At 58.7% G+C, this 26,071-nt stretch carries 21 protein-coding genes; 14 read left to right on the plus strand and 7 right to left on the minus strand.

What is annotated here, in order from left to right; all coding sequences use genetic code 11:
- Positions 1 to 14: 14 nt before the first annotated feature.
- Together ACLBWT_RS19065 and ACLBWT_RS19070 are read right to left on the minus strand one after the other, a co-directional pair.
- Positions 15 to 1,850 (minus strand): ABC transporter ATP-binding protein, encoded by a 1,836-nt coding sequence (locus tag ACLBWT_RS19065; RefSeq protein ID WP_447664702.1) that lies wholly within the window; start codon positions 1,848 to 1,850, stop codon positions 15 to 17.
- The gene (locus tag ACLBWT_RS19070; protein ID WP_447664703.1) at positions 1,834 to 3,579 is read right to left on the minus strand and encodes an ABC transporter ATP-binding protein; all 1,746 of its coding nucleotides are present in this window, start codon (positions 3,577 to 3,579) and stop codon (positions 1,834 to 1,836) included. Before ACLBWT_RS19070 ends, ACLBWT_RS19065 begins: the two co-directional genes overlap by 17 nt.
- 593 nt (positions 3,580 to 4,172) lie before the next feature.
- On the opposite strand from ACLBWT_RS19070, the gene ACLBWT_RS19075 reads away from it, so the two are divergent.
- Entirely contained in the window at positions 4,173 to 6,221 is a 2,049-nt protein-coding gene (locus ACLBWT_RS19075) for an endonuclease MutS2 (RefSeq protein WP_447664704.1), read from the plus strand.
- 52 nt (positions 6,222 to 6,273) lie between these two features.
- Here the strand turns inward: ACLBWT_RS19075 and ACLBWT_RS19080 are convergent, their stop codons facing one another.
- Positions 6,274 to 6,933: a thiamine diphosphokinase gene (locus ACLBWT_RS19080; RefSeq protein ID WP_447664705.1), complete on the minus strand. Its 660-nt coding sequence runs from the start codon at positions 6,931 to 6,933 to the stop codon at positions 6,274 to 6,276.
- Positions 6,934 to 7,067: 134 nt separating this feature from the next.
- On the opposite strand from ACLBWT_RS19080, the gene ACLBWT_RS19085 reads away from it, so the two are divergent.
- Together ACLBWT_RS19085 and ACLBWT_RS19090 are read left to right on the plus strand one after the other, a co-directional pair.
- Entirely contained in the window at positions 7,068 to 7,712 is a 645-nt protein-coding gene (locus ACLBWT_RS19085) for a trimeric intracellular cation channel family protein (protein ID WP_447664706.1), read from the plus strand.
- Entirely contained in the window at positions 7,712 to 8,227 is a 516-nt protein-coding gene (locus ACLBWT_RS19090; RefSeq protein WP_447664707.1) for a low molecular weight protein-tyrosine-phosphatase, read from the plus strand. The genes ACLBWT_RS19085 and ACLBWT_RS19090 overlap by 1 nt, the downstream gene beginning before the upstream one ends.
- Before the next feature lie 91 nt (positions 8,228 to 8,318).
- Here ACLBWT_RS19090 and ACLBWT_RS19095 read toward each other — a convergent pair whose 3' ends face one another.
- Complete coding sequence (locus tag ACLBWT_RS19095) at positions 8,319 to 9,050, minus strand: alpha/beta hydrolase (protein WP_447664708.1); 732 nt, start codon at positions 9,048 to 9,050, stop codon at positions 8,319 to 8,321.
- A 402-nt stretch (positions 9,051 to 9,452) separates the two neighbouring features.
- Between ACLBWT_RS19095 and pdhA the strand changes: the two genes are divergently transcribed.
- From pdhA to ACLBWT_RS19140, 9 genes are all read left to right on the plus strand, one after another.
- Entirely contained in the window at positions 9,453 to 10,517 is a 1,065-nt protein-coding gene (gene pdhA, locus ACLBWT_RS19100) for a pyruvate dehydrogenase (acetyl-transferring) E1 component subunit alpha (protein ID WP_048745914.1), read from the plus strand.
- Positions 10,518 to 10,559: 42 nt separating this feature from the next.
- Positions 10,560 to 11,537, plus strand: a complete 978-nt coding sequence (locus ACLBWT_RS19105) for an alpha-ketoacid dehydrogenase subunit beta (RefSeq protein ID WP_447664709.1) — start codon at positions 10,560 to 10,562, stop codon at positions 11,535 to 11,537.
- A gap of 117 nt (positions 11,538 to 11,654) precedes the next feature.
- Positions 11,655 to 12,995 carry a dihydrolipoamide acetyltransferase family protein gene (locus ACLBWT_RS19110; protein ID WP_447664710.1) on the plus strand — a complete coding sequence of 447 codons (1,341 nt, stop codon included), beginning with the start codon at positions 11,655 to 11,657 and terminating at the stop codon, positions 12,993 to 12,995.
- A gap of 3 nt (positions 12,996 to 12,998) precedes the next feature.
- A complete protein-coding gene (lpdA, locus tag ACLBWT_RS19115) occupies positions 12,999 to 14,414 on the plus strand; it encodes a dihydrolipoyl dehydrogenase (protein ID WP_076356085.1) in 1,416 nt (471 codons plus the stop codon).
- A gap of 271 nt (positions 14,415 to 14,685) precedes the next feature.
- Entirely contained in the window at positions 14,686 to 15,480 is a 795-nt protein-coding gene (thyA, locus tag ACLBWT_RS19120; RefSeq protein WP_447664711.1) for a thymidylate synthase, read from the plus strand.
- On the plus strand, positions 15,477 to 15,971 hold the full coding sequence (locus ACLBWT_RS19125; RefSeq protein WP_447664712.1) for a dihydrofolate reductase: 495 nt from the start codon (positions 15,477 to 15,479) through the stop codon (positions 15,969 to 15,971). Before thyA ends, ACLBWT_RS19125 begins: the two co-directional genes overlap by 4 nt.
- Before the next feature lie 208 nt (positions 15,972 to 16,179).
- Positions 16,180 to 17,667 (plus strand): glutamate synthase subunit beta, encoded by a 1,488-nt coding sequence (locus ACLBWT_RS19130; RefSeq protein WP_447664713.1) that lies wholly within the window; start codon positions 16,180 to 16,182, stop codon positions 17,665 to 17,667.
- Between the two features lie 222 nt (positions 17,668 to 17,889).
- Positions 17,890 to 19,014 (plus strand): hypothetical protein, encoded by a 1,125-nt coding sequence (locus tag ACLBWT_RS19135; protein ID WP_447664714.1) that lies wholly within the window; start codon positions 17,890 to 17,892, stop codon positions 19,012 to 19,014.
- Between the two features lie 46 nt (positions 19,015 to 19,060).
- Positions 19,061 to 21,514 (plus strand): DNA topoisomerase 3, encoded by a 2,454-nt coding sequence (locus ACLBWT_RS19140; RefSeq protein ID WP_447664715.1) that lies wholly within the window; start codon positions 19,061 to 19,063, stop codon positions 21,512 to 21,514.
- Positions 21,515 to 21,602: 88 nt separating this feature from the next.
- Here the strand turns inward: ACLBWT_RS19140 and ACLBWT_RS19145 are convergent, their stop codons facing one another.
- Positions 21,603 to 23,399: an ABC transporter substrate-binding protein gene (locus tag ACLBWT_RS19145; protein ID WP_447664716.1), complete on the minus strand. Its 1,797-nt coding sequence runs from the start codon at positions 23,397 to 23,399 to the stop codon at positions 21,603 to 21,605.
- Positions 23,400 to 23,603: 204 nt separating this feature from the next.
- On the opposite strand from ACLBWT_RS19145, the gene ACLBWT_RS19150 reads away from it, so the two are divergent.
- Positions 23,604 to 23,798 carry a hypothetical protein gene (locus ACLBWT_RS19150; RefSeq protein WP_447664717.1) on the plus strand — a complete coding sequence of 65 codons (195 nt, stop codon included), beginning with the start codon at positions 23,604 to 23,606 and terminating at the stop codon, positions 23,796 to 23,798.
- An 89-nt stretch (positions 23,799 to 23,887) separates the two neighbouring features.
- Here the strand turns inward: ACLBWT_RS19150 and ACLBWT_RS19155 are convergent, their stop codons facing one another.
- Both ACLBWT_RS19155 and ACLBWT_RS19160 read right to left on the minus strand, forming a co-directional pair.
- Positions 23,888 to 24,640 (minus strand): HAD family hydrolase, encoded by a 753-nt coding sequence (locus ACLBWT_RS19155; RefSeq protein WP_447664718.1) that lies wholly within the window; start codon positions 24,638 to 24,640, stop codon positions 23,888 to 23,890.
- A 259-nt stretch (positions 24,641 to 24,899) separates the two neighbouring features.
- Complete coding sequence (locus ACLBWT_RS19160) at positions 24,900 to 25,118, minus strand: hypothetical protein (protein WP_076356071.1); 219 nt, start codon at positions 25,116 to 25,118, stop codon at positions 24,900 to 24,902.
- Positions 25,119 to 25,294: 176 nt separating this feature from the next.
- Between ACLBWT_RS19160 and ACLBWT_RS19165 the strand changes: the two genes are divergently transcribed.
- Positions 25,295 to 26,017 (plus strand): phosphonate ABC transporter ATP-binding protein, encoded by a 723-nt coding sequence (locus tag ACLBWT_RS19165; protein WP_447664719.1) that lies wholly within the window; start codon positions 25,295 to 25,297, stop codon positions 26,015 to 26,017.
- The last annotated feature ends 54 nt before the right edge of the window (positions 26,018 to 26,071 follow it).

Here is a 26,071-nt window from a genome sequence, read left to right on the forward strand (position 1 = left end):
TGCCTGCAAGCTGTCTAGCCGGCTCCGCGTTCTTCCGGGCGCCCCTGGGAATGGCGGAACAGCTGCTCGTAGTAGCCGCGCTGCCGGACCAGCTCCTCGTGGCTGCCCTGCTCGGCGATGACGCCGCTCCGCATGACGATGATGCGGTCTGCATCCATGACGGTCGAAATGCGATGGGCGATGACGAGCGTCGTCCTTCCCGCCGCAACGGCGTCCAGCGCCCGCTGGACGAGCTGCTCGGTGCTGGAGTCTAGATTCGCCGTCGCCTCGTCCAGCACGAGAATGGCAGGCTGATACAGCACGATCCGGGCAAAGCTGAGCAGCTGCCGCTCCCCGGTGGACAGTCCGCTGCCTTTTTCACTCAGCATCGTGTCGTAACCGTCCGGCAGACGGCGGATCAGGGCGTCGGCGCCGACGAACGTGCAAGCCTGCATCGCTTGCTCCCGGCTGAAGCGGGTGTCGAACAGCCGGATGTTGTCAATGATCGAGCCTGAGAACAGGTACGGCTCCTGCTGGACCAGCCCGACCGTCCGGCTGAGCGTGGCGAGAGGGAGCTTCCGCACGTCGATTCCGTCGATCTGCACCGATCCCTTCCGCACGTCGTAGAACCGGCACAGGAGGCTGATCAGCGAGCTTTTGCCGGCTCCTGTCGTGCCGACGATGCCGATCCTCTCTCCGGGACGGATGCTCAGGCTCAACGCCTTGATGACCGGTTCGCCATCCCCGTAGCCGAACGTCACGTTTCGGAAATCGATGGCGCCGCTGACCTGCTGACTGCCGCTGCCGCCGTTCAAGGCAGGGAAGGAGGCATCTCCGTCATCCGGAAGATCGGGCTTCGTGCTCAGCAGGCCCCAGATCCGGTCCATGGAGACGGAGGCGGATTGCAGCGTGTTCCATTGCTGGGTGATCGCATTGATCGGCTGGAAAAACTGCCGGATATAGGTGATGAAGGCATACAGGATGCCGAATTCCAGGCTTTCGCCCAAGACGGCGCGGCCTCCGAGCCAGGCGATGAAGGCGACCGACAGGTTGCCCAGCAGGTCGAAGGAGCGGTTGAACAGCACGTTCGTGCGGATTTCCCTCAGATTGGCCTCGAAGTACGTCTCGTTCTTTTCGGCGAACTGGCGCTCCTGCTCCTTCTCCTGATGGAAAGCCTGCACCAGGTTCATGCCGGAGAGGTTCTCCGCCGTGAAGGCGATCAGGCGCGACAGCCTGCTGCGCGACAGCTGGTACGTCTTGCGCATATAGCTGCGGAAGGAGAACGCGATGATGCCGATGACGGGAAGCAGCACCATGCTGTACGATGCGAGCACGGGGTCGAGCTGGAACATGAGCGCGATGATGAGCAGCAGCGTCATCCCGTCCCGCATGAGGCTCATCAGCACCTGGGTGAAAAATTGGCTGACTGTCTCCGTGTCGCTGGATACATGCGTCACGAGGCTGCCGCTCGACGTCCGGTCGAAGAAAGACGGCGACAGCCTCGATATATGGCGGAACAAGTCCTTGCGAAGGCTTGCCACGATGCCTTGGCCGGTACGCTGGATCAGATTGTTCTGCAGATAGGAGAACAGCAGGGCGAGAATGGACAGAAGAAGATACAGGGCGCCGATGAGCAGCAGCGGCCGAAATTCCGTCTTGCCCTGCATCAGATGGTCGTCGATGACGATCTTCACCAGATAAGGCTGGAGCAGGTCTGCTATAACCGCGATCAGCGTGCAGAAGAATACGCCTGTGAACGCCTTGCGGTACGGCTTGGCATAGATCATGATGCCTTTTCGGGCTTCCTTGGAGCGGGTCTGGTTTTGCTGCTGCTGTTCCGCTGCTTCGGCTTGCTTAACCGATTTGGCCATGTGAAGTCCCTCCTTGCTGCAGGGCGAACAGCTCCGCATAGATGCCTTCCTCCGCCAGCAGGCTTTCATGCGTTCCCTGCTGGACGATCCGGCCATCGTCCATGACGACGATGACATCGGCATGCTTGATCGCGCTGATGCGATGCGCGATGATCAGCGTTGTTTTGTTCTTGCGGAGCTGCTGGATATTGCGGATGATGGCCGTTTCGGTGACGGCATCGACAGCGCTGACGCTGTCGTCGAGAATGAGGATCGGAGCGTCCTTGATCAGGCCTCTGGCCAGGCTCGTGCGCTGCCGCTGTCCGCCGGAGAGCGTGACGCCGCGCTCGCCGAGGCGGGTCTGGAAGCCCTCGCTGAATTGCTGGATGCTCTCGTAGATGCCGGCTTGACGGGAGGCGTCCTCGACATCCCTCTGCTCGGCATTGCGCCTGGAGAAGGCGATATTGTCGCGCATCGTCGTGCTGAACAGGAAGCCGTCCTGCGGGACGTAAGCGATGTTCTCGCGCAGGCTGCCGAGGCCGAGCTCCCGGATATCGGCCTCGCCGATCCGGATCGTGCGCGGGGGAGCTTCGTAGATCCGCAGCAGCAGCTTGGCGATCGTCGTTTTGCCGCTGCCTGTGCGGCCGATGATTCCGGCAGTCGTGCCAGGCTTAACGGAGAGATGGATATCATGCAGCGCTTCCACGGGCGAGCCGGGGTAGTTGAAGCTGAGGCCGCGCAGCTCGATTCCGGATCCGGAGAGCGGGACGGACTGCTCCGCATCGCTTATGTCGGGGATGATGGATAGAAGCTCCTGCAGCCGCTCAAGGCTGGCGCGCGACCGCTGCATCGTGTTGATGACGTTGCCGATCTGCTGCAGGGGATTGATCATCAGCCGCACATAGAGAGTCAAGGAGACGAACATTCCGATCGTAATGGCTCCGCTCAGAGCCTGGTAGCCGCCGTAAGCGATCGTGACGACCAGCGACAGGGCGCCGAGAAACGGAAGCAGCGCCTGGAAGAAGGAAGACATCCGCACCAGTCCCAGCTGGCTTTCCCTGATCCGGTCGACGGTGCCGCCGAATCTCTCCGCCATGACGTCCTCGGCGGCGAATTTCTGGGTGACGCGCATGCCGCCGAACTGCTCTTCGGCCGATTCGGTCATGCGCGCGAGCGCGTTCTGCACGATGCGCGAGCGCTTGCGGATGCGCGGTCCGAAGTAGACGACCAGGAAAGGAATAAGCAGCAGGGGGGAGACGCAGGGAACGATGAGCCCCCATGGAAGCCCCGATGCGGCCATCATGACGAAGGCCGACAGCAGCAGGATGACGGCGTTGGCCGTCTGGTTGAGGCATACCGAGATGGCCTCCCGGACGGAGGTGACGTCGTTCATGACGTAGCTCAGCATTTGTCCGACGCCGTGCTTGGCGTAGTAGGACTCGCTCAGCCGGGTGAAGTGGCGGAACAGCCGCTTGCGCATCAGCCGCTCGAAGCCTCGGCCGAGCCTCATGATTAGGTATTGGCCGAGGCCGGCCATGGAGCCGTAGCAGACGGCGATGGCGACGAGCATGAGCGCGTACATGCGGATGTCGGTCATCGCGATGTCATCGTTTTTCAGCCGGTCGATGAACTCGCCGAGAATGTGCGGGTAATAGGACTGGATGATGTTGCCGGCGGCGATCAGCAGCAGCGAGGCGGCGTAGAGCCAGCCTCTTGAAGCCAGGTAAGGGGTCAGCAGCCTTAATTTCATCTCGTACCTCCTGCGATGTATCGTTGGTTCCATTATAAGGCGGCTCCGAAGATAATTCACTGCTAAACGAAAAAGGGCTGGAGGCCGCTGGCGTCCGAAGGCGGCAGCTGCTTGACGAAAGCCGATTTTCTTTGTATGCTCATGGAAGCTATACGATTCCAGCCGACTTTATCCAAAGGGGAGCTATTGATGATTACAGGTGTTCTTAACTCTTAAATTTTATATAGCGCTTCTCGAACTCATTACCCCTTCTGAATGGAATCATTCACGAGGTTATTCGGGCGCGCTTATGAAGAGTTGAGAACATGTGGATACTCACCCTGAGCGATGGTCTGCGGACAATCGTCTTACCGGTATTCCGTGCTCCTTCGAGCACGGATTTTTCGTTTCTCATGCACCTGCCGCCAGAAGCCTGTTCCACCGAGGCTTCCGGCATCCGGTCATGGGAGGCATACACAGGTAGAGACGGCAGCAGGTACCTAGCCCGACAGGAGTGGAGCGCTTCCGCGTTCCCTCCTGTTTTTTTATGTCCTTGAACGCCTTCATGCGGCTGGGTCGATATGGACATGAGCAATTTCGGGGAGGAAATCAAGTTGAATCAAGCATCCATGGCAAGACTCGAATACAACGCCATCCACGAGCGGCTATGCGGCTTTGCCGTATCGGAGCCCGGATTGAGGCTGGCTGAGAAGCACCGTCCCAGCGCGATCTGGAGGCAAGCGGCGTTGTGGCAGCGCGAAACGGCAGAGGCGGAGTCGCTGCTGGCGGCCGGAGCCAGCGTTCCGCTGTCTGCGATGGAAGGAATCGAACCCTTCCTGGCGCTGCTCGGCAAGGGAAGAATCTACGACGAGCGCGAGCTGTCGGGCTTGTCCGCATGGCTCGGCTCCGTGGCGCAAATGAAGCGGTATATGGAGGCGAAAAGAGATGCCTCGCCGCTTCTGTCGGGATATGCCTCCTCCATGAGGGACTGTCCGGAGCTGAGGGCGGAGCTGGACCGCTGCATCCGAGGGGGATGGCTTCACGATCATGCTTCGCCTGAGCTGTCCAGGATCAGGCGCGCTCATGGAGTGGCGGAGGACAGGATACGGAGGAAGCTCGACGCATCGCTGGCCAAATATCGGAACGCCCTTCAGGAAGCCGTCATCAGCCAGCGCAGCGGAAGGTTCGTCCTGGCGGTCCGGCGCGAGCATCGCAAGCTCGTGCCCGGAACCGTGTGGGATGAATCCGCCAGCGGCCAGACGCTGTTCGTGGAGCCGGCGGACATTGCCGACCTGCAGGCGGAGCTGTCTTCATGGAAAGCGGCCGAGGAGCAGGAGCGGCAGCGCATCCTGGCCGGGCTGTCGGCTCTGGCAGAGGAGCATGGGCCGCAGCTCGGCATCAACCTGGAGACGATGGCGATGTTCGACTTCATTCTCGCCAGAGGCAAGCTGGCCATCTCGTACGACGGGACGGCGCCCGTGCTGGAAGCCGAGCCCGCCGTAAGGATCGTCTCCGGGCGCCATCCGCTGCTCGGCAAGCAAGCGGTTCCGATCGATGCGGAGCTCGGCCTGGGCTGGGATCAGCTGTACATTACCGGTCCCAACACGGGAGGAAAGACGCTGGCGCTCAAGACGATCGGCCTGTTCGTGCTCATGGCCCAGGCAGGCTTGTTCCTGCCGGCGGCAGCAGGAACGGCGATCGGCATCTTCGACGACGTGCTCGCCGACGTCGGCGACGGGCAAAGCATCGAGCAGTCGCTGAGCACCTTCTCCGCCCATCTGGCCGTTCTTCGCGAAGTGCTGGATACGGCGGGAAGGAGAACGCTCGTCCTGCTGGATGAGCTCGCCGCGGGCACCGATCCGGGGGAAGGAATCGCTCTCTCGATCGCCGTGCTGGAGGAGCTGGGACGGAGAGGCTCGAAGCTTGCCGTGACGACTCATTTCAATGAAATCAAAGCCTATGCCGCGCGCACCGGGCGCTGCATGAACGCCCGCATGGCATTCGATCCGGAATCTCTGCAGCCGCTGTACCGGCTGGAGCCGGGAGAGGCGGGGGACAGCTATGCGCTGGCGATCGCCAAGCGGTACGGACTGCCCAGGTCCATTCTCGACCGTGCGGAGCAGCTGAGACATCATCGATCTCCGGAGCTTCAGCTTCAGCCTGTGAAGGCAGCGGAGCCGCCGGCAGAGGAAGCGGCTGCAGTTCATCCTCCAGCGGTACAGGAGAAGGGAAGAGCAGCGGCTGAGTCAGATGGGGAGCCTGCCGGAAGGAGGCGCAGCGATCCGGAACGAGCGGAGGCCAGGGAACGGACAGCGGCGGAACACGCTTCGGATCGAGAGGCTAAAAAAGGAAAGGGAAAGGAGAAAATGCCGCTCCGCGTCGGAGATTGCGTCTGGATCTACCCGATCCGGAGAACGGGCATCGTCTACCGTGAGGAGGATGAACGGGGAGAGGTCGGGGTCCAGGTCCAAAAGGAGAAGAGAACCTTCAACCGCAAGCGGCTGGCCTTGTATATCGAGAAGGAGCAGCTCTATCCGGGAGCGGAGTACGATCTCGACATCGTGTTCGATTCGAAGGAAAACCGCAAGGCCAGAAAGCTGATGTCCCGCAAGCATGTGGACGGGCTGAAAATCGAAACGCCGGGTGGCGGCGGCAAGGAATAAGCGGACGGGAAGCTGCGGACGGAAGCAGCTTCAGATTTGGCGGACGGGGGAATCAGCCGATGCTCTCCATCACGAGGAGCCAGCCATCCGCCGTGGATACGGTGCCGGCTTCGGCGGCCAGCGCATTGCTGATGCCGAGCGACTGGCCGAGATCCAGAGTTGCGTCGGTCAGCGGATACCGGAATCCGATGAGGTTGATGCCGGTCACGCGCAAGCTGAGCGGGAGCAGCGAGATGTGCTCGAAGCGGCTGCGGCTAATGGCCAGCGTGGAGCCCGGAGGAAGGACGCGGACCCGGTTCGCAGCGTCTTCAATGGAGGCGGAAATGCCCTGTACCGCTGCCGATCGCAGCAAGTGGACATTGGCTATGGTATGGTCGAGCCGGCTTCCCGTCGCTCCCAGCAGCAGCAGGGAGGACGGCTTCAGGTCCAGGCCGCGCCGGAAGGCCAGCTCCGTATCCGTGTAGTTTTTGTCGACGGGATCGAAGGAAGCAAGCTCCAGGCTCCCGGCTTGAATATCGTGCCGCTCCTCCGGGCTGACGGAATCGAAATCGCCGAGCGACAGATGCGGTTTGAGGTCTTGGCGTACGAGGAACAGGGCTCCGGCGTCGGCGCCGATGATGTAGTCGTCTTCTCGAATAAGATCGAGCGCCCAGCTGCCGAGGCTTCCTCCGGATACGATGACGACCCGGCTATAAAAGGTTGACGGTTCCAAGGTTTTCCATCCTTTCGGTATTGAATCTGCCGACATTATAGCTTGTCCGGAGACGATGCCGCAATGACGGTTGCGTCCTGCATCCCTCGCGGCTATTATAGGTAGGATGATGGAGACTTAAGGGGCGTTATAACTTGTATACCGATATTTTTGCCGTATTCAGCATTATCGGCACGATTGCGTTCGCGGTCAGCGGAGCGATCGTCGCCATGGAGGAAGAGTATGACATTCTGGGCGTCTTCGTGCTCGGTCTGGTAACCGCATTTGGAGGCGGCGTCATCCGCAACCTGCTCATCGGGGTTCCGGTCACGACATTATGGACTCAGGGCCTGCTCATCAAGGTTGCGCTGGCGGCGATGACGATCGCCTTCCTGCTGCCGGTCGGATGGATCCAGCATTGGCGCAAAATGGAGGCGCTGTTCGATGCGATCGGGCTGTCGGCCTTCGCGATCCAGGGCGCCTTGTACGCGGAGGGCATGAAGCATCCGCTCAGCGCGGTCATGGTCGCAGCCACGCTTACGGGCATCGGAGGCGGTATCATCCGCGATCTTCTGGCCGGGCGCAAGCCGCTCGTACTGCGGGACGAGATCTATGCCGTATGGGCCATTCTCGCCGGCGCAGCGATCGGTCTCGGATGGCCGGGAAGCACGGCCGGGCTGATCGTCCTGTTCGTGCTGATCATCGTCATGCGCATGTTTTCGGTCATATACAAGTGGAGGCTGCCGAGAAGGTCGCTGCGTCCCGTTTCGGGAGACATGAGAAAAGGGGGCTTGTTCTGATGGCGGACAAAGAGAAGGCTAAGGTTCTGTTCGTTTGCCTCGGCAACATCTGCCGTTCCCCGATGGCCGAGGCGGTTCTCAGGCACAAGGCTGAGGAAGCAGGTCTTAGCGGCATCGTCGAAGCTGGCAGCTGCGGCACCGGAGACTGGCATCTCGGCCATTCTCCTCATGAGGGAACGCGCCGGATGCTGGACTCGGCCGGAATTTCCTACAAAGGCATGATCTCGACGCTGGTCAGCCGGCAGGCTCTGGAGCAGGCCGACTATATCGTCTGCATGGACGAGAAGAACGAGCAGGATGTGAGGGAGCTGCTTCAAGAGTGGTCCATGGAACCGGACGACAAGCTGCTGCGGTTCATGGAGCTGCTTCCCGGGGAGGAGGGGACCGGCGTACCGGATCCTTATTATACCGGCGACTTCGAGGAGACATTCCGGCTTGTGAGCGAAGGCTGCGACCGGCTGCTGAATCGGATCAGCAACGATCAGGCCAGGCTTGCCGGCCATGCGCGCGGATAGAAATGAGCAGCAGGCAGCGAAATGGCGGATACGAATTAAAAAGGGAAGCGGGCTTTCGGCCGCTTCCCTTTTTTTTGCGCGATACCTGCAATCAGCGGATAAAATGCTTGAGGCCGTCGGGAATTTCCCGCTGCCAGAAGCCCCATTGATGCTTGCCGTCTTTTTCCGTATAGAGAATCGAAGCGCCCTTGCCCTCCAGCAGCTCCCGCATTTCGCGGTTCAGCGTGACGAAGTCGTAGATGCCCGTATCCGTCTGGTAGTCCGTTTCCTGCAAGCCGACATATTGGTACAGCTGCAGCCAGCCAAGCTCCTGCTCCTGTGCCGCAAGCTGCTGCGAAGCCGCATAAAACGCGCCGGACAGCGAGAGGATGCGGCTCCATATGTCCGGGTAGCGGAGCGCGAGATGGAGGGAGACCGTGCCTCCGAGCGAATCGCCGACGAGCAGCCGCTCCGAGCGCTCGCGCCGGACGGGGTAGCGTTCCTCGACAAAAGGAAGCATCTCTTCCGCGAAGAAGCGGACGTAGGCATCGTGCAGGCTTCCGTCCGGAGAATATTCGGCCGTGCGCTTCTTTTTGTCCACGTCGACTCCGACGATGATGAAGGGCTCGATCTCGCCGTCGATGATCAGCTTGTTGGCGAGCGTAGCGATCCGCCCGAAGTTGAACAGATCCTCGCCGTCCTGGCCGTACACGACGGGATAGCTCAGCACTTCGTTGTAGCCAGGGGGAAGGTAGATCCGCAGATCCCGGGAGCCCGTTTCCAGATAGGTGCTCGGCACCGTCTCCTTTACAATGGTCCGTTTCAAGTATTTGTCGTCGGTCATGCTTATGTCCTCCTTGGGCTGCATGGGAAAGCGGAGCTTAGGGTAAACAATAAGGAGATGTCCCGCGCCCCGCCGTTCCAATCGGCAGCTGTTTTTCATTTTTCTGAAATGCGGTTCTGAAGGCAGGAAATCCCATCCCGTCGCAGCCGGCTCTCGCCGTTGCTTGGAATTCAGAAAGTCCGCCGCTTATGAAAACGCTTGTTGTACTATTCTGTAATACTGAAATTGCAAGGCTGTTACACATACAATTCATGCACATATTTCTTGAAAATCATGAAAAAGCGCCGCTTTCACGCAATTCTTTTTGACCGTTTCAAGGTAACAGGTTTATAATAATTCTATAACAGAGCAGATCAAGATTCAAATAACAAATCGAGGTGAACCTCCCTGATGAGCAAGCTCATGAACAAGCATTCTTACGAAGTCCACAGTGATAACGTAGAGCCGCTTACGATTCTTTCGCCGGAGGGCGAAGTCGTGAACCCGGATCTCATGCCGGAGCTCAGCGACGAACAATTGAAGGAACTGATGTACCGCATGGTCTTCACGCGCACTTGGGATGAGCGCGCCGTGAATCTCGGCCGTCAAGGCCGTCTCGGCTTCTACGCGCCGGTATCCGGCCAGGAAGCTTCCATGATCGGCAGCGAATACGCGCTGAACAAGGAAGACTTCATCTGCCCGGCTTACCGCGACATGCCGCAGATCGTCTGGCACGGCCTTCCGCTGTACCAGGCGTTCCTGTACTCCCGCGGCCATCAGCACGGCGGACAGATTCCCGAAGGCGTCAACGTCCTGATGCCGCAAATCATCATCGGCGCGCAGATCCTCCATGCGACCGGCGTTGCGATGGCGTTCAAGAAGCGCGGCGAGAAGCGCGTCGCGATCACGTACACCGGCGACGGCGGCTCCTCCGAGGGCGATTTCTACGAAGGCCTTAACTTCGCGGGCGCTTACAAGCTGCCAGCGATCTATGTCGTTCAGAACAACGGCTATGCGATTACGACTCCTTACTCCAAGCAGACGGCTGCCCAGTCGATCGCCCACAAGGCTCTCGCTGCCGGCATCAAGGGCGTGCAGGTTGACGGCATGGACGTATTGGCTGTCGTCAAGGCGGTATCCGAGGCTGCCGAGCGCGGCCGGAACGGCGAAGGCGCGACGCTGATCGAGCTTCTGACCTACCGTTTCCGTCCGCATTCCCTCTCCGACGATACGACCAAGTACCGCACCAAGGACGAGGAAAGCGAGTGGACCCAAAAGGATCCGATCATCCGCTTCGGCAAATATCTGGACAAAAAAGGCCTCTGGACAGAGGAAGATACGGCTCGCGTGAAAGAAGAAGCCAAAGCAGCCGTGAACGATGCGATCAAAAAAGCCGAAGCGACCGAGAAAATGACGGTCGGCGGCCTGATCGACTCGATGTTCGAGAACACGCCTGCGCATCTTGAAGAACAAAAAGCCGATTTCTAAGCGGCCAAAGCGGCCGATCCACCGAAGGAGGAACCTGTTAACATGGCTCAAATGAATATGCTTGAAGCAATCCGCGACGCTCTGCGGACCGAGCTTAAGCGTGACGATAATGTAATGCTGTTCGGGGAGGACGTCGGCCATACCGGCGGCGTCTTCCGCGTGACGGAAGGTCTGCAGAAGGAATTCGGCGAGGAGCGCGTATTCGATACGCCGCTCGCGGAATCGGCTCTCGCCGGCATGGCTGTAGGCCTCGGCGTCCAAGGCTTCCGCCCGGTTGCGGAAATCCAGTTCGTCGGCTTCATCTATGAAGCTCTGGACCAAATGTTCGTTCAAGCGGCCCGCATGCGCTACCGTTCCGGCGGCCGCTACAACTCGCCGATCGTATTCCGCACGCCGTTCGGCGGCGGCGTCAAGGCAGCCGAGCTGCATACGGATTCCCTGGAAGGCCTCGCGATGCAGACTCCGGGCATCAAGGTCGTCATTCCTTCCAATCCATACGATGCCAAGGGCCTCATGATCTCCGCTATCCGCGACAACGATCCGGTCTTCTTCATGGAGCACTTGAACCTGTACCGCGCTTTCCGCGCCGAAGTGCCGGAAGAAGAGTACACGATTCCGCTCGGCAAGGCCAACGTCGTCCGCGAGGGCAGCGACGTGACGATCGTAACCTACGGCATGATGGTCCACACCTCTGTGAAAGCAGCCGAGGAGCTGGAGAAGGAAGGCGTCAAGGTCGAAGTCATCGACCTGCGCACGCTGATGCCGCTTGACATCGATACGATCGTGGAGTCCATCAAGAAGACGAACCGCGTCATCGTCGTCCAGGAAGCGCAAAAGACTTCCGGCGCTGCTGCCGAGGTCATCGCGCAGATCAACGAGAAGGCCATCCTCCATCTGGAAGCGCCTGTCCTGCGCGTTGCCGGACCGGATACGGTGTACCCGTATGCGCAGATCGAGGATCAATGGCTTCCTACGCCGGCTCGCATCGTCGCAGGCGTGAAGAAAGTTCTCGACTTCTAATCCATCCGGCCGGCTTGCGGCCGTTACCGATGGCGGGGGAAGGGCTGGCCCGGCTCTGCCGGAGCTTGTCCCGCCCGCGGCCATCTCCAAGCTCTAAACGCAAAAGGAGGTACATCCGTGGCAAAATTCGAATATCGGTTCCCGGAGCTCGGCGAAGGTCTGCATGAGGGCGAGATCATGACCATGCATATCAAGCCGGGCGACAAAGTGACCGACGATGATATCATTATGGAAGTCCAGAACGACAAAGCCGTCGTGGAAGTGCCTTGTCCGGTCAACGGCACCGTTCTTGAAGTATTCGCGAAGGACGGACAGGTGTGCCATGTAGGCGAAGTGATCGCGATCATCGATGCCGAAGGCGATCTTCCGGAAGGCGCGGCGCCTGCCGAGGACAGCCCGAAGGATGTAGCGAAGGACGAAGCGGCCAGCGTCGCTCCTGGCGCTGTCAAGGCTGATGCCGAAGTCACGGCGAAAGATGCCGCTCCCGCAGCCGCCCAGCCTGCCAAGGCCGAAGGCGCAGCCAAGGGCAGCGTGCTTGCTACGCCTAGCGTGCGCAAATTCGCCCGCGAAAAAGGCGTGGACATCACGGCCGTCCAAGGCTCGGGCAAAAACGGCAAAGTAACCCGCGAGGATGTCGAGCAGTTTGCGGCAGGCGGGGGCAAATCCGCTCCAGCGGCAGCTGCGGACAATGCGGCTGTTGCAGCCAAAGGCGCAGGAGAAGCGAAAGCCGCTCCGGTGGCATCCCAAGGCGGAGACCGTCCGGAAGAGCGCTTGCCGTTCAAGGGCATCCGCAAAATCATCGCCGGCGCGATGGCGAAGTCCGCTTACACGGCTCCGCATGTTACGCTGATGGATGAAGTCGACGTGACCGCTCTTGTCGAGCTTCGCCAAAAAGCGAAGCCTGTCGCCGAGAAAAAAGGCGTCAAGCTGACTTACTTGCCGTTCATCGTGAAAGCTCTCGTAGCTGCTTGCCGCGAGTTCCCGATCATGAATGCGATGCTGGACGAGGAATCCCAGGAAATCGTGCTTCGCAAATACTACAACATCGGTATTGCGACGGACACCGACAACGGGCTTATCGTTCCGGTCATCGAGCATGCGGACCGCAAGAACGTCTGGACGATCGCGGATTCCATTCGCGACCTGGCCATCCGCGGACGCGACGGCAAGCTTACCGGCGCCGAGCTCAAAGGCAGCACGATCACGATCACGAACATCGGCTCCGCCGGCGGCATGTTCTTCACGCCGATCATCAACTTCCCTGAAGTCGCGATTCTCGGCGTAGGCCGCATTTCCGACAAGCCGGTCGTCAAGAACGGCGAAATCGTTCCTGCATCCGTAATGGCCCTGTCCCTCAGCTTTGATCATCGCATCATCGACGGTGCGACGGCACAGAATTTCCTGAACTACATTAAGCAGCTTCTGGCCGACCCACAGCTGCTCGTTATGGAGGTATAACTCATGGTAGTAGGAGATCCATCTCTCGATATCGATACACTGGTAATTGGTGCAGGCCCTGGCGGCTATGTAGCGGCGATTCGCGCCGCCCAGCTCGGCCAGAGCGTCCTCTGCGTGGATAAGGAATATGTAGGCGGCGTCTGCTTGAACGTCGGCTGCATTCCTTCCAAGGCTCTGATCTCGGCTTCCCATCAGTACGACACGGTCAGCCACTCCGAAGCGATCGGCATCACGGCCGCCGACGTGAAGGTCGACTGGTCCAAAATCCAGGAGTTCCGCGGCAGCGTCGTCAAGAAGCTGACGGGCGGCGTAGCCAGCCTGCTGAAAGCCAACAAAGTCCAGTACTTTGCCGGCGAAGTCATGTTCATCAACGAAAACGAAGCCCGCGTCTTCAATGATCAGGAAGCGCCGCGCTACCGGTTCAAGAACTGCATCATCGCGACGGGCTCCCGTCCGATCGAGCTGAAGGCATTCCCGTTCGGCGGACGCATCGTGTCCTCCACGGGCGCTCTGACGCTGCCTGAGATTCCGAAAAGCCTCGTCGTCATCGGCGGCGGCTACATCGGCATCGAGCTGAGCCAGATGTACAGCAAGTTCGGCACGAAGGTGACGATCCTCGAAGGCTCCGACTCCATCCTGCCCGGCTTCGACAAAGACATGTCCCAGCTCGTGGCGAAGAAGCTCAAAGCCAAAAAAGCCGACATCATCACCGGCGCGATGGCAAAAAGCTCCGAGCAGACCGACAAGGACGTCACGGTTACGTACACGGTCGGCGACAAGGAAGAGAAGATCACTGCCGACTATCTGCTCGTAACGGTCGGACGCCGTCCGAACACGGACGGAGAGCTTGGCCTTGACCTCATCAACATCAAGATGACGGATCGCGGCCTCATCGAAGTCAACGACGAAGGACGCACGAGCATTCCGCATATCTTCGCTATCGGCGACATCGTTGCCGGTCCTGCGCTTGCCCACAAAGCGATGTATGAAGGCCGCGTCGCGGCTGAAGTCATCGGCGGAGAGCCGAGCAAAGTCGACTACAAGTGCATGCCTGCGGTCTGCTTCTCCGATCCGGAATGCGCAAGCGTCGGCCTGACGGAGAAGGAAGCCAAGGACAAAGGCTACAACGTCCAAGTCGGCAAATTCCCGTTTGCAGCGAACGGACGCGCGCTATCCCTGAACGCTGGAGAAGGCTTCGTCAAAATCGTAGCCGACAAAGACAGCGGCCTCGTGCTCGGCGCCCACATCGCGGGCATCGAAGCTTCCAACATGATCTCCGAACTCGGTCTGGCGATCGAGATGGGCGCTACGCTTGAAGATATCGCCCTCACGATCCATGCTCACCCGACGCTCGGCGAAATCGTGCTGGATGCGGCGGAAGTGGCTCTCGGCCACCCGATCCACGTTTTCGTCAAGTAACATGCCCAGCTGCCGATTTCCGGCGGCTGCAGCAACAGCCGGCACCCCGAGTGCCGGCTGTTTTTGTTTTTCTTACTTATTTGGTTTTTCCTTCCTATCAGTGATCTTTATTGCCCCTAATCGTTACCGCGCCAAAAGATTATGCAACGATTCGATCGCTTTCTTGCGACATTTCCTTGCATAATGGAGACAAAACTCGGCTGCGGATGGTAGAATAGGAAAAAGGTTTTCAAGCGGGTTGTAGACAGATTGGGACAAAGGGGAAGGTTGCATGAAAAATTACTTGGAGCTTTTGCAGGATATCCTGGACAACGGCACGGAGCGTTCCGACCGGACGGGCACGGGAACGATTGCCGTCTTCGGCAGGCAGCTTCGCTTTGATTTGTCGAAGGGATTTCCTTTGGTGACGACCAAGCGGGTGCATGTGAAGTCCATCATCCATGAGCTGCTGTGGTTTTTGAGCGGAGACACCAATATCCGTTACTTGCAGGAGAATGGAGTGCGCATCTGGAACGAATGGGCGGACGAGAACGGCGATCTCGGGCCTGTGTACGGCTCCCAGTGGCGGGCATGGGAGGGAAAGGACGGCACGGTCCACGATCAGATCCAGAGAGTCGTGGATTCCATCCGCGCCAATCCCGATTCGCGCCGTCATATGGTGAGCGCCTGGAACGTGGCGGAGGTCGACAATATGAAGCTTCCGCCATGCCATTTCGTCTTCCAGTTCCAGGTGGCTGCCGGCAAGCTGAACTGCATGTTCACGATGCGGTCCTCGGATACCTTCCTTGGGCTTCCGTTCAACATCGCCCAGTATGCGATGCTGACCCATATGATCGCCCAGCAATGCGATCTGGAGCCCGGCGAGTTGATCTATTCCGGCGGAGACGTCCACATCTACAGCAATCATCTGGAGCAGGTGAAGCTGCAGCTGACCAGGGAGCCGCATCCGCTGCCGCAGCTGGTGCTGAAGAGGCGTCCTGAATCCGTTTTCGATTACCGGTACGAGGATTTCGAGATCGTAGGCTACCAGCATCATCCCGCCATCAAGGCCGAGGTAGCCATATGATCACGATGATCGCCTGCATGGACCGCGACCGCCTAATCGGGCGCGGCAACGACCTTCCGTGGAAGCTTCCCGAAGACATGAGCTACTTCAAGGAGCGGACGATGGGCAAGACGGTGCTGATGGGACGCAAGACGTTCGAGTCGTTCGGCGGCCGGCCGCTCAAGAACAGGCGCAACGTCATCCTGACCCGGGACGCCGGCTTCAAGCCGGAAGGAGCCGAAACGGTGCATTCCCTGGAGGCGGCGCTGCGGTTGGAGACGGAGGGGGAGGAGCTGATGGTGATCGGCGGCGAGCAGATCTACGAGCTGCTGCTGCCTCATGCCGATTGCCTGCTGCTTACGGAGATCGACGCTTCTTTCGGAGGCGGAGACGCCTTCTTTCCTTCCTTCCGCGAGGAAGAATGGAAGCTCGCGGATTCCTATCCCGGCAAGGGCGACGAGAAGCTGGGAGTCGCTTACCGCTTCAACCGTTATGAACGGGTGAAGGATTAGTCTTTATTGCTGTCATGCGACAAAGTGCAAATGATTGTACGCTTACTCCATTATGATCGACCGGTCAACAATGCTACGATGAGGTACAAGTATGCGCTGGAATGCAACTTTTTGCTTTTTCCGGCAGCGGCATTCGGGGCTGCGTCCTTTGGAGCCGACAGACAGATGACATAACGATAGGGACCTTACGGATGGAGGAATGGGCAAGATGTCGACACCTACTGGTTTTATGGACTACAAGCGCGAGCTGCCTGCGGACCGCAGCCCGCTCGAGAGGGTCAAGGATTGGGAAGAATTCCACAAGCATCTGCCGGATGACCAGCTGCGCACGCAGGGAGCCCGCTGCATGGATTGCGGCACCCCTTACTGCCACACCGGCATGGAGATTGCCGGCGGCGCTTCCGGATGCCCTGTCAACAACCTCATACCGGAATGGAACAATCTGATCTATCGCGGCCTATGGCGCGAAGCGTTGGAGCGCCTCCACAAAACGAACAACTTCCCGGAATTCACCGGACGTGTATGTCCGGCGCCTTGCGAAGGCTCCTGTACGGTCGGCCTGATCGGCGATTCCGTCACGATCAAGACGATCGAGCAGGCGATCATCGACCGCGGCTTCGATGAAGGCTGGGTCGTCCCGCAGCCTCCGAAGATGCGTACGAGCAAGCGCGTTGCGGTCATCGGCTCCGGACCTGCCGGCATGGCCTGTGCCGCCCAGCTCAACAAAGCCGGCCACACCGTGACCGTCTACGAGCGCGCGGACCGGATCGGCGGCCTGCTCACGTACGGCATTCCGACGATGAAGCTCGACAAGGGCATCGTGCAGCGCCGCGTCGATCTGATGGAAGCCGAAGGCGTCAGCTTCGTGACGAACACGGAGATCGGCAAGGATATCGGAGCGGAGGAGCTTCTGGAAGGCTTTGATGCCATCGTCCTTTGCGGCGGCGCCACCAAAGCCCGCGGAGTAGACATCGAAGGCTCCACCCTTGGCGGCATTCACCCTGCAATGGACTACCTCAACGGAACGATCAAGAGCTACCTGGATTCCGGTCTCGAAGACGGCAACTTCATCTCGGCCAAGGACAAGGATGTCATCGTCATCGGCGGCGGCGACACCGGCACCGACTGCGTTGCGACCGCTCTGCGCCATGGCTGCAAGTCCGTCACCCAGTTCGGCACGCATGCCAAGGCTCCGCTTGAGCGGGACAGCATCAACAATCCATGGCCACAGTTCCCGAACGTGTACACGCTCGATTACGCCCATGAGGAGGCCAAGGCGGTCTACGGCGAAGATCCCCGCGCCTTCTCCGTCCTGACGAAGAAGTTCGTCGGCGACGAGAACGGCCAGCTCAAGGAGCTTCATACGGTTCAAATCGAGCGCACGGTCGACGAGACCGGCCGCAAGATCTACAAGGAAATTCCCGGTACCGAAAAAGTATGGCCGGCCGATCTCGTGTTCGTCGCCGTAGGCTTCGAGGGTCCGGAATCCACGCTTGTGGATGCGTTCTCCGTCGAGCAGGACCGCCGCACGAACGTCAAAGCCCGCAAAGGCGATTACCGCACAAGCGTGGACAAGGTATTCGCCGCAGGCGACATGCGCCGCGGACAAAGCCTCGTCGTCTGGGCCATCAACGAAGGCCGTGAAGCCGCCCGCGAAGTGGACCGTTATTTGATGGGAACGACGATGCTGCCTTAATGCCTCACTTTGCACGGCTCTAAAAGCGCCTTTCCGGCGCTTTTTCTTTTTCCATCGAAAAGGAACGGAAGATAAGAAAGCCAGCGCCAGATGGAATGGTGTCCGGGTGTCCAGGAGGAGAAACAGGAGAAGAGCCAGAATGTGGAGCAGCCTGCACGATGGGACCTATGGTACAATACTCGTATTGTCCATAAGTCTGTGTACCTAAAGGAGAGACTGCCCGTGAACACAACCGAAGGCGCATCTGTCTTGACGCCGGCGGATATTCACCATATCAGAACCTTTATCGATGTGAAATACTTTGACAAACCTCAAAGTGAACGTTCTGAAATTCTATCCGACGCCATTCGCCGAATCATCTTCCAACAGCTCCCTGATTTCGCCGAGACGATCAAGAAAGAGCTGACGGCAAGATTGATTCGTACCCATATTATCTCCAAAGCAGGCATTGTCAACAGCGACGATATTTTTGCCGCCTGCCTGAACCTCAACTTCCGCGATCAGCGCATCGCCCGTCCTCTGATGAACTGGGTGGAGAAAAAGCTGGACGTGTCGCTCGAGCATGACGAATTCGAGCGCATTCTCAGGCGCGTCAAGCCGTTCGCGGCTTCACGCGAAGAAGCGCTGCTGGCTGCCGTGGCGGATCATCTCAACTTGCCGGAAACCGTCTCCGATCCGTCCGCTAAACGAGAATCCTCCATGCTTGGAAGCAGCAGCACCAGGGTTCTGATGATGGCGGTATTGTCCGTCATGCTTCTTGGAGGTACACTTGTATATGGCTGGTCGCTGTTCCATCGCCATGCCGCTGCGATTCCCGTCGCGGCCTCAGCAGAGGCTGCCGTACCGGCTCCCAAGGCACAGCCCGTCGCCAAGAAGGCGCAATCAGCGCCCGTGGCGCCTTTAGCCAAAAACGAGCTTCCACAGTCGCTTCAATATGCCGATATTGAAGTGGAGCGCCTGACGGCTTATTTGGAGAGCCGCTCGTCGATGCTGGCCAAGCCCCGTTATATGAACGCCATTATCGCGGCCGCCAAGCAGTACAACGTGCATCCGCTGCTTCTGTTCGCCATTACCGGCCAAGAACAGAGCTTCGTGCCCGACGACCACAAGCGCGCGGTCAAGATGGCCAACAATCCGTTCAATGTGTATTACAGCTGGCAGGATTTCAACACCAGCATCGAGGAGTCTTCGCGGATCGCAGCCAAGACCGTCGTCAACTTGAGCAAGAACAGGCCGCAGAATGCCGACCCGTTGACATGGATCAACCGCAAATACGCGGAAGACCCGAAGTGGTCCCGCGGCGTCCGCCAGATTTTCGCGATGCTTCAGGAAAAGGTTGCCGCTTGACGCCATTGTTGGCCAAGGACCACCCGGAATAGAAGGAGGCGGTTCCTTGAAGACATTGATTATCGCAGAAAAGCCGGATATGGGCCGCAATATCGCGTCCGCGATCGAGCCCGGGGCGACGAACCGCCGCACGCATCTCGAAGGCGAACGTTATATCATCACCTGGGCAATCGGGCATCTGGTCGGCCTCGCGGAACCGGATGATTACGATCCCCGGTACAAAAAATGGCAGGCGCAGGATCTTCCCATCATACCGGATACGTTCAGGCTGTCCCCCAATCCCCGCACCCGCGACCAGCTTAAGGTCATCGGCGAGCTCGCCCGCAAATGCGGACGGCTCGTCAATGCATGCGATGCGGGGCGGGAGGGCCAGCTTATTTTCCATTTGATCCGCCGGTATTTGAAGCTCCATCAGCCCGTAGACCGTCTGTGGATATCCGATTTGACGCCGGAGACGATCCGCAGGGGATTCGATCAGCTGGGCAGCGACGAGAAGTATGCGCCGCTCACGAGGGCGGCTCAGGCCCGCAGCGAGGCCGACTGGCTGATCGGGATGAACGCCTCGCGCGCCTTCACGATCCGCCATAAGTCGCTGTTGTCGGTAGGACGGGTGCAGACGCCGGTGCTGGCGCTGCTGTACGACCGCCATCAGGAAATCGCGGCGTTCAAGCCGGAAACGTATTACAAGATCAAGGCTTCCTTCGATCAGAAAAGCTCCAAGTACAGCGGCATCTGGCAAGGCGACAAGCTTACGGACGGGGCCAAGGCGGAAGCCATCGCAGCCAAGGTCAAAGGAAAAAAGGGAACAATCGTCCGCTACGACAAGGCCGAGAGCAAGGAATATCCTTACCGTCTGCATGATCTTACGCTGCTGCAGCGCGAGGCCAACGGGCGATACGGCTTTCCCGCCAAAAAGACGCTTGATGTGGCGCAGGCTTTATACGAGAAGCATAAGGTCATCACGTATCCGAGAACGAATTCGAACTATGTGACGGAAGAAACGGTTCCCGTCATGGGCAAGGCGCTCGACATGCTGCGGGGAACCGAGTATGCGGAGCTTGCCGCCGGGGCGGACAGGTCCCGGGTACATAAAGGCAACAAAGCCGTCTGCAATCCGGCCAAGGTGGAAGATCACCATGCGATTTTGCCGACACCCAAAAAACCCGGCGCGCTGAGTCCGGACGAAAAAAAGATCTATGATCTTATCGTTCGCCGTTTCCTGTCCCATTACTACGGACCCGCCTTGTATCTCAACCATACGGTCATGACCGAGGTGGAGGGAGAGACGTTCCGCACCCGCATCAAGCAGCTGCTTGATCCCGGGTGGAAAGTGACCCAGGGAGCTGCGGAGACGGAGGACAAGCCCAAGCGCGGCAAGGGCAAGGCCAAGCAGGAAGAGGATGGAGACGAGGAAGAGCAGGAGCTGACCGATGCGTCCTTCCAAGTCGACGAATCGCTCCCGGTGTTGTGCAAGCAGGCAAAAGCCGAAGAGAAGTCGACGCAGCCGCCCAAGTCCTATACGGAAGGAACGCTTCTGAAAGCGATGGAAAGCGCCGGCAGGGCCATGGAGGACGAAGAGCTGCGCGAGACGATGAAGGATAGCGGCTTGGGAACGCCTGCGACGCGCGCGGCAACGATCGAGCGGTTGAAGACGGTAGGTTATATCCGTGCCAGCGGCAAGAAGCTGGAGATCGAAGCGAAAGGCTGCGCGGCCATCGAGTTGATCCGGGGAGCCGGCGTAGAGCTTCTGGCTTCGCCGGTCATGACCGGACAATGGGAGCGCCGGCTCAGCCAGATCGCCAGGGATGAGGCATCCGACGAAAAGTTCATGGAGCAGGTCAAGCAGTTCGCTCGGATGATCGTCCAGAAGGTAGCGGAGCAGGCGCCTGCGCCTGCAGGAACGTTCGCTGAGCCGGAGCGGGGCAAGGTGGCCGCCAAGGGCGGCGGCTCGCGGAGAGGCAAGGCGGCTGAGGGGAGCGGAGCTTCCCGCTCTGGAGCAGGAGCGAGCCGCACAGCAGCTTCAAGTGCTGGGCGCAGCGGGAACTCGGAGACTTCTGGCTCCGCCCGATCGTCCGCTGCGGCATCTGCTTCGAATCCACCGCAGGTTGCCCGGGCGCGGGCAACTTCGATAGCGGCAGCTGGTCTGCCATCAGGAGCAGGAAAAGCCTCTGCATCCAAGCAAGCATTCCAGTCCGGACAAGCCTCCTCGCCAGGGCAGTCGTCTTCGGCCGGTCTGAAGCCGCTAGGAACTTGCCCGAGCTGCGGCGGCAGCATCGTCGAAGGCAAGCGGGGCTACGGCTGTTCCCGGTTCCGGGACGGCTGTAAGTTCGTCCTCTGGAAAGAACAGCATGGCCGGACGCTGACGCCGGCCATGCTGCAATCGCTTCTCGCCAAGGGGAGCACGGCATCGGCCGCATTCCCCGGTCCGGAGGGCAGCGCCAAGGGCCGTCTGCGGCTCAAGGATGCCCGAACAGGCGATACCGTCGTGGAATGGACATGACGGACAATTAAGGCCATGAATCAAAAAACCTCATCCGCCTTCTTGGTCCAAGAAGATGGGATGAGGTTCTTTTTTTTCCTATCTGAAGTCAGACCGGATTATCCGAGACAAGCCAAATATCCTTGAAGTCCATCCATCCGAACGTATTGATGCCGATCCCGCGGACCGAGGGATGCACATAGGTGTTGAGGGAGCGATGCTGCAGGAAAAGCACCTGGCCTTCTTGCACTAGCCGCTGCTCGATCTGGTTGAACAGGGTGCGCCGGGTATCGCGCCGATCCGATGCGAGAATGGCATCGGTCACCCGGCGGATCCAGCGTTCCAGAGCGGGATCCAGATGCTGCCGGATATAGCTGTGCTCCTGCAGGTACGTCTCCAGCTCTCCGACTTCCTCCTCGGCCATGACCAGGCTCATCAGGATGCAGTCGGCTTCCTTGACGATATCGCTCGAATGCACGATTTTGTGCTGCTCGCAGCGGATGTCCACGGGAATGCCGATCTCCCCGCAGCGGTCTTTGATCCAAAGCGCTTCCTTGGCATGCTGGTTCGTTGTCAGCAGCTTGAGAGGAGCGCCGTCATAACCGTCTTCCTTCAGCATCCGGATGGCTGTATCCGGTTCGTAGCGCTCTGCCGACAGCTCTGCGCCTGGAACGGGGAAGAAGCCATACGCCGGATAGCTAAGTTCGCCGCCGGCGCCAATCATGCCGACCCGGTCCATGGAAAGCCCTACGGCCTGCCGGAAGGCGAGCGACTGCTGCGGCCCTTCGTTGAGACGGTTCCAGCTGAGCAGCGTGCATCCTTGATGGACGGTTCTGATCATGCCCCAGCCTTGCTCATCCTTGGAAGCCATGCGGGAATCGCTGGCCATGATCTGCCCCCATTTAAGCCTCAATTCGGGTGGGATGTCCTCGGGCATGAAAGCGATCTGAACCTCGTCCAAATAAGCTCTTCCTTGGAAGTATTGCTCGTGGACGGACAAATCGATCCGATCAGATGTCCAGCAATCGACCCGGAAGGGGCCAGTGCCCGATGGAAGCATCCAGTAGCGCTTCTCGTCTTCCTGGACGAGATCGGCCGGGAGAATGGAGGCGGCCCCGGAGCACAGCAGGCGGGGGAGAAGGCGATTGGGCTTGTTCAGCGCGATGCGGACCGTCCGCGCATCCAGAGCGGTGATGGCTTCGACCGACTCCAGGAGGAAGCGATTGGGCTGCCCGTCGGCCAGCCTGCTCAGCGTGAAGCAGACGTCGGATGCGTTCAGCTCCCGACCATGATGGAAGCGGACGCCTTTGCGAAGATGGAAGGTCCATGCCGTTGCCGAATCGTTGCTTTCCCAATAATGGGCCAGACCAGGAACGAGCGATTTGGTATCATCCTCGAATCCGAGCAGCCGGTCGAAAATCTGATGGATCAAATGGGAGTCGAAGGCGAAGAACAGCTTGCCGGGATCAAGGGAATAAGGGGGACGGTAGACGGGAAGCCGGAATACATCCCGCTGCGCGGGGGAGCCTTCCTCGATCCGGTCAGATCCGAAATGTCCGCTCAGCCATTCGACAAAGCGGTCGCGGGCGGAAGTATGCTCGCCATGAATTTGAAGCAGCTGGAAGGCTTGCTGGTAATCCCCTTCCGAAGCAAGCGTTTTGGCGAGATCGAGCAGGAAGCGTTCCCGGCTTTTCAGGAAATGGATCTTGGAGAGGTTGCCCCTTCCTTTGCCCGGAACCCAGCGGATCCAGCCTTCCTCCTCGAGTTTGCGCACGATGAGCTTCACATTGCGTTCGGTGCAGTGAAACAGCTCGGCCAGCTCGTCCAGAGCTGTCTCGGCATCAGTGTCCGGCTCTTCGATATGGAACCGGTTGAGCAGCAGTAAGTATCGTTCGGCGTTGAGCATGCGCGCAGATTTCTCCTTTTCGCTCGATATGACCCTTCATGCAAGCGGCATGGAGGAATGGAAGCCCTTTCCAAGCTGTAAAAGAGGAAGTCATTTGAAATTATTGTACACTTTTTGTTCCTGATATGTCATGAGATACTTGATTCAACGGCAAGGAGCGATGAAAACCTGGCCGATAACGAAAAACAGGGAGTGTCACTGACAATGAATTACGAACAGGTATACCGAAGCGAACTGGAAATCAAACGATTCCACCAGTCCAACCACGAGAGGAAACACGCGGATTCGATTTGGAAACAGGCTGTCGAACCCAACCGGACCGATTACATGGGCAGAGCTAGCCGCCAAGTATGGAAACCGGTACACGCCATGATCTTGTTCATGGGCATGAAAAAATGAGCGGCCGCAAGCGGCAAGCCGCAGCGAAGGCAAGCAAAAAACGAAGGGCATGGCTTAACCGATAAAACCGGTTGAACCATGCCCTTCGTTTATTTATTTGCCAGGATGTAACGCTGGATGCCATCCGGAACATCTCTCAGATGATGGAGCTGCAGGAAAGCGCCTTGAGGAGCGACTTCGATGGAGATGTTGTTGTATTCCCATTCGGTCTGCGCTTCCACATGGATCGCGTGGATGCCTGCGGTCAATGCAGGCACGACATCCGTGCGGATGGAATTGCCGATCATCCAAGTGTTCGGGCGGTCGAAATGCCCTTCCGCCAGAATTTGCTCCAGCGCTGCGATATTCTTATGTTGGCGGATATAGATCTTGTCACCGAAGTAGCGGTCCAGGCGAAGCCTGTCCACCTTGCGGCGCTGGATCGCCGGCTCGCCCCCGGTGTAGAGATGCAGGTCATGACCTTCGTCCTTCAGCCGCAGGAGCGTCTCCTCCATATCGGGATAGGGCTCTGCCTCCTGCTCGTAGACGCTCTGTCCCATGCTCCAGAGCAGGTCGATCTCGTTGGAATCCTCCGGCCTGCCGGTCAACCGGGTAAAGTCGACGTAGGTGTCGAGGAAGGATTGCGGAAAGTGGTCGCTCTTGAACCCGGTTGCTTGTACGCCGGCGATGTCGATTTCGATCTGCTTGCGGCGGATTGCGGCTTCCGTCATGTCCGGATAAGCGTGGAACCAGGTCAGCATGGCATCCACGAACTGATCGATGACCAGGTTGAAATATTTGTTGCAATGGATGAGCGTATCGTCGAGATCGAACAGAATCGTTTGTCTGATTGGCGCGTTCATGGTGGTCTAACCCCTTTTGTAAGCTTGCGTCGGATCTATTTTCATCCAATCTACAGCAAGGGAATGCGCGCAGTCAATTCCAGCCTTGCGGGATGAAGCCGGTGCAAGCTCGAATAAGCGACAGGACAGAAGGAATGAGAACGGAAAAAAGCCCCGGATGGGGCTAGGTCATGGTGTCAATCTATGAGGACGATTGAAGAAAGGAAACTCAATCGGAGGAGAAGCTTGAAGAAATAATCCCGGCGTAGGCTCGGCAAAATCAGGCGTACTTCTGCACCTTGCTCTGCAGATCCTTCTTGATGAAGGCGATTCGCTTGCGGACATAGAAGTCCCGGCTATCGCCGCGAAGATCGTTGGGAGTTACGATGGATTCGGATTCGTTGTCAATAATGGTGAGACGCCCGTCGTCATAGAACTTGAAGGTCAGATCGCGGAAAGGGCGATGACGTTCAACAAAGCGAAAATGCTCGCAGCTCATCGGAACTCACTCCTTCGGGAAAGAGAGGTTTAGGAACGTTTGTTCTGTTTTGATTATAGCAAACATTTGTTCGGGTGGAAAGAGAAATTTTTATCCCGTACACTGAAGAATAAGCTGGACAACCCAGAGCTTGCCGGCAATTGTCCGGAAGCGGCCAAAGGAGTGCTTCAACTTCCATGATCCATATAGCCCATCTCAAGAAACAGATTCCGGCGGGACCTCTCGTGCTGGACGATATCAGCTTCCGCGCGGATGAAGGCGAATTCATCGCGATCAAAGGCGGCAGCGGGAGCGGCAAGTCGATGCTGCTTAAATGCCTGGCCCTCCAGGAAGGCTGGACATCGGGCTCTTATAAGATAGACGGCAGGCAAATACAGACATCGGCTATCGGAAGGATGCGCATCCGCAGGGAAGTGACGCTCGTCGAAGAGAAGCCTTTCCTGAACGCGAACAGGACCGCTCTCAAAAACGTCTTGATCGGATCGGCCGCACAGGCTTCGCTCCTGCGCCGCGCAACAGGCATGGTCCGCAATGACGATTATATGGGAGCCATGGATATGCTCGAGAAGGTCGGACTCCTGGACAAGGCGCATAACAAGGCGGACAAGCTGAGCGGAGGCGAACGCCAGCGGGTCGCGATCGCCCGCGCGCTTGTGCACGGAGCCAAGGTGCTGCTGCTGGACGAGCCGATTTCCGGCCTCGATCCCCATGCCGGGGAACAGGTGCTGGCGGACCTCAAGCAGCTGTGCAAAAATCAAGGACTCATCGTCATAGCCGTACTTCATCAAGGCGATTGGGCGGAGAGATTCGCCGACCGGATTCTAGGTCTTAGCGGAGGCAAGCTGGTGCTGCAAGTGAGCGGCAGGCGGCTGACGAGCAAGGAGAAAATGCTGCTCTAGAGCATGAACGGGGATCTGCCACGCATAGGATAGGAGCAAAGATCCCATGCAGGA

This window comes from Paenibacillus sp. D51F, from assembly GCF_053345695.1.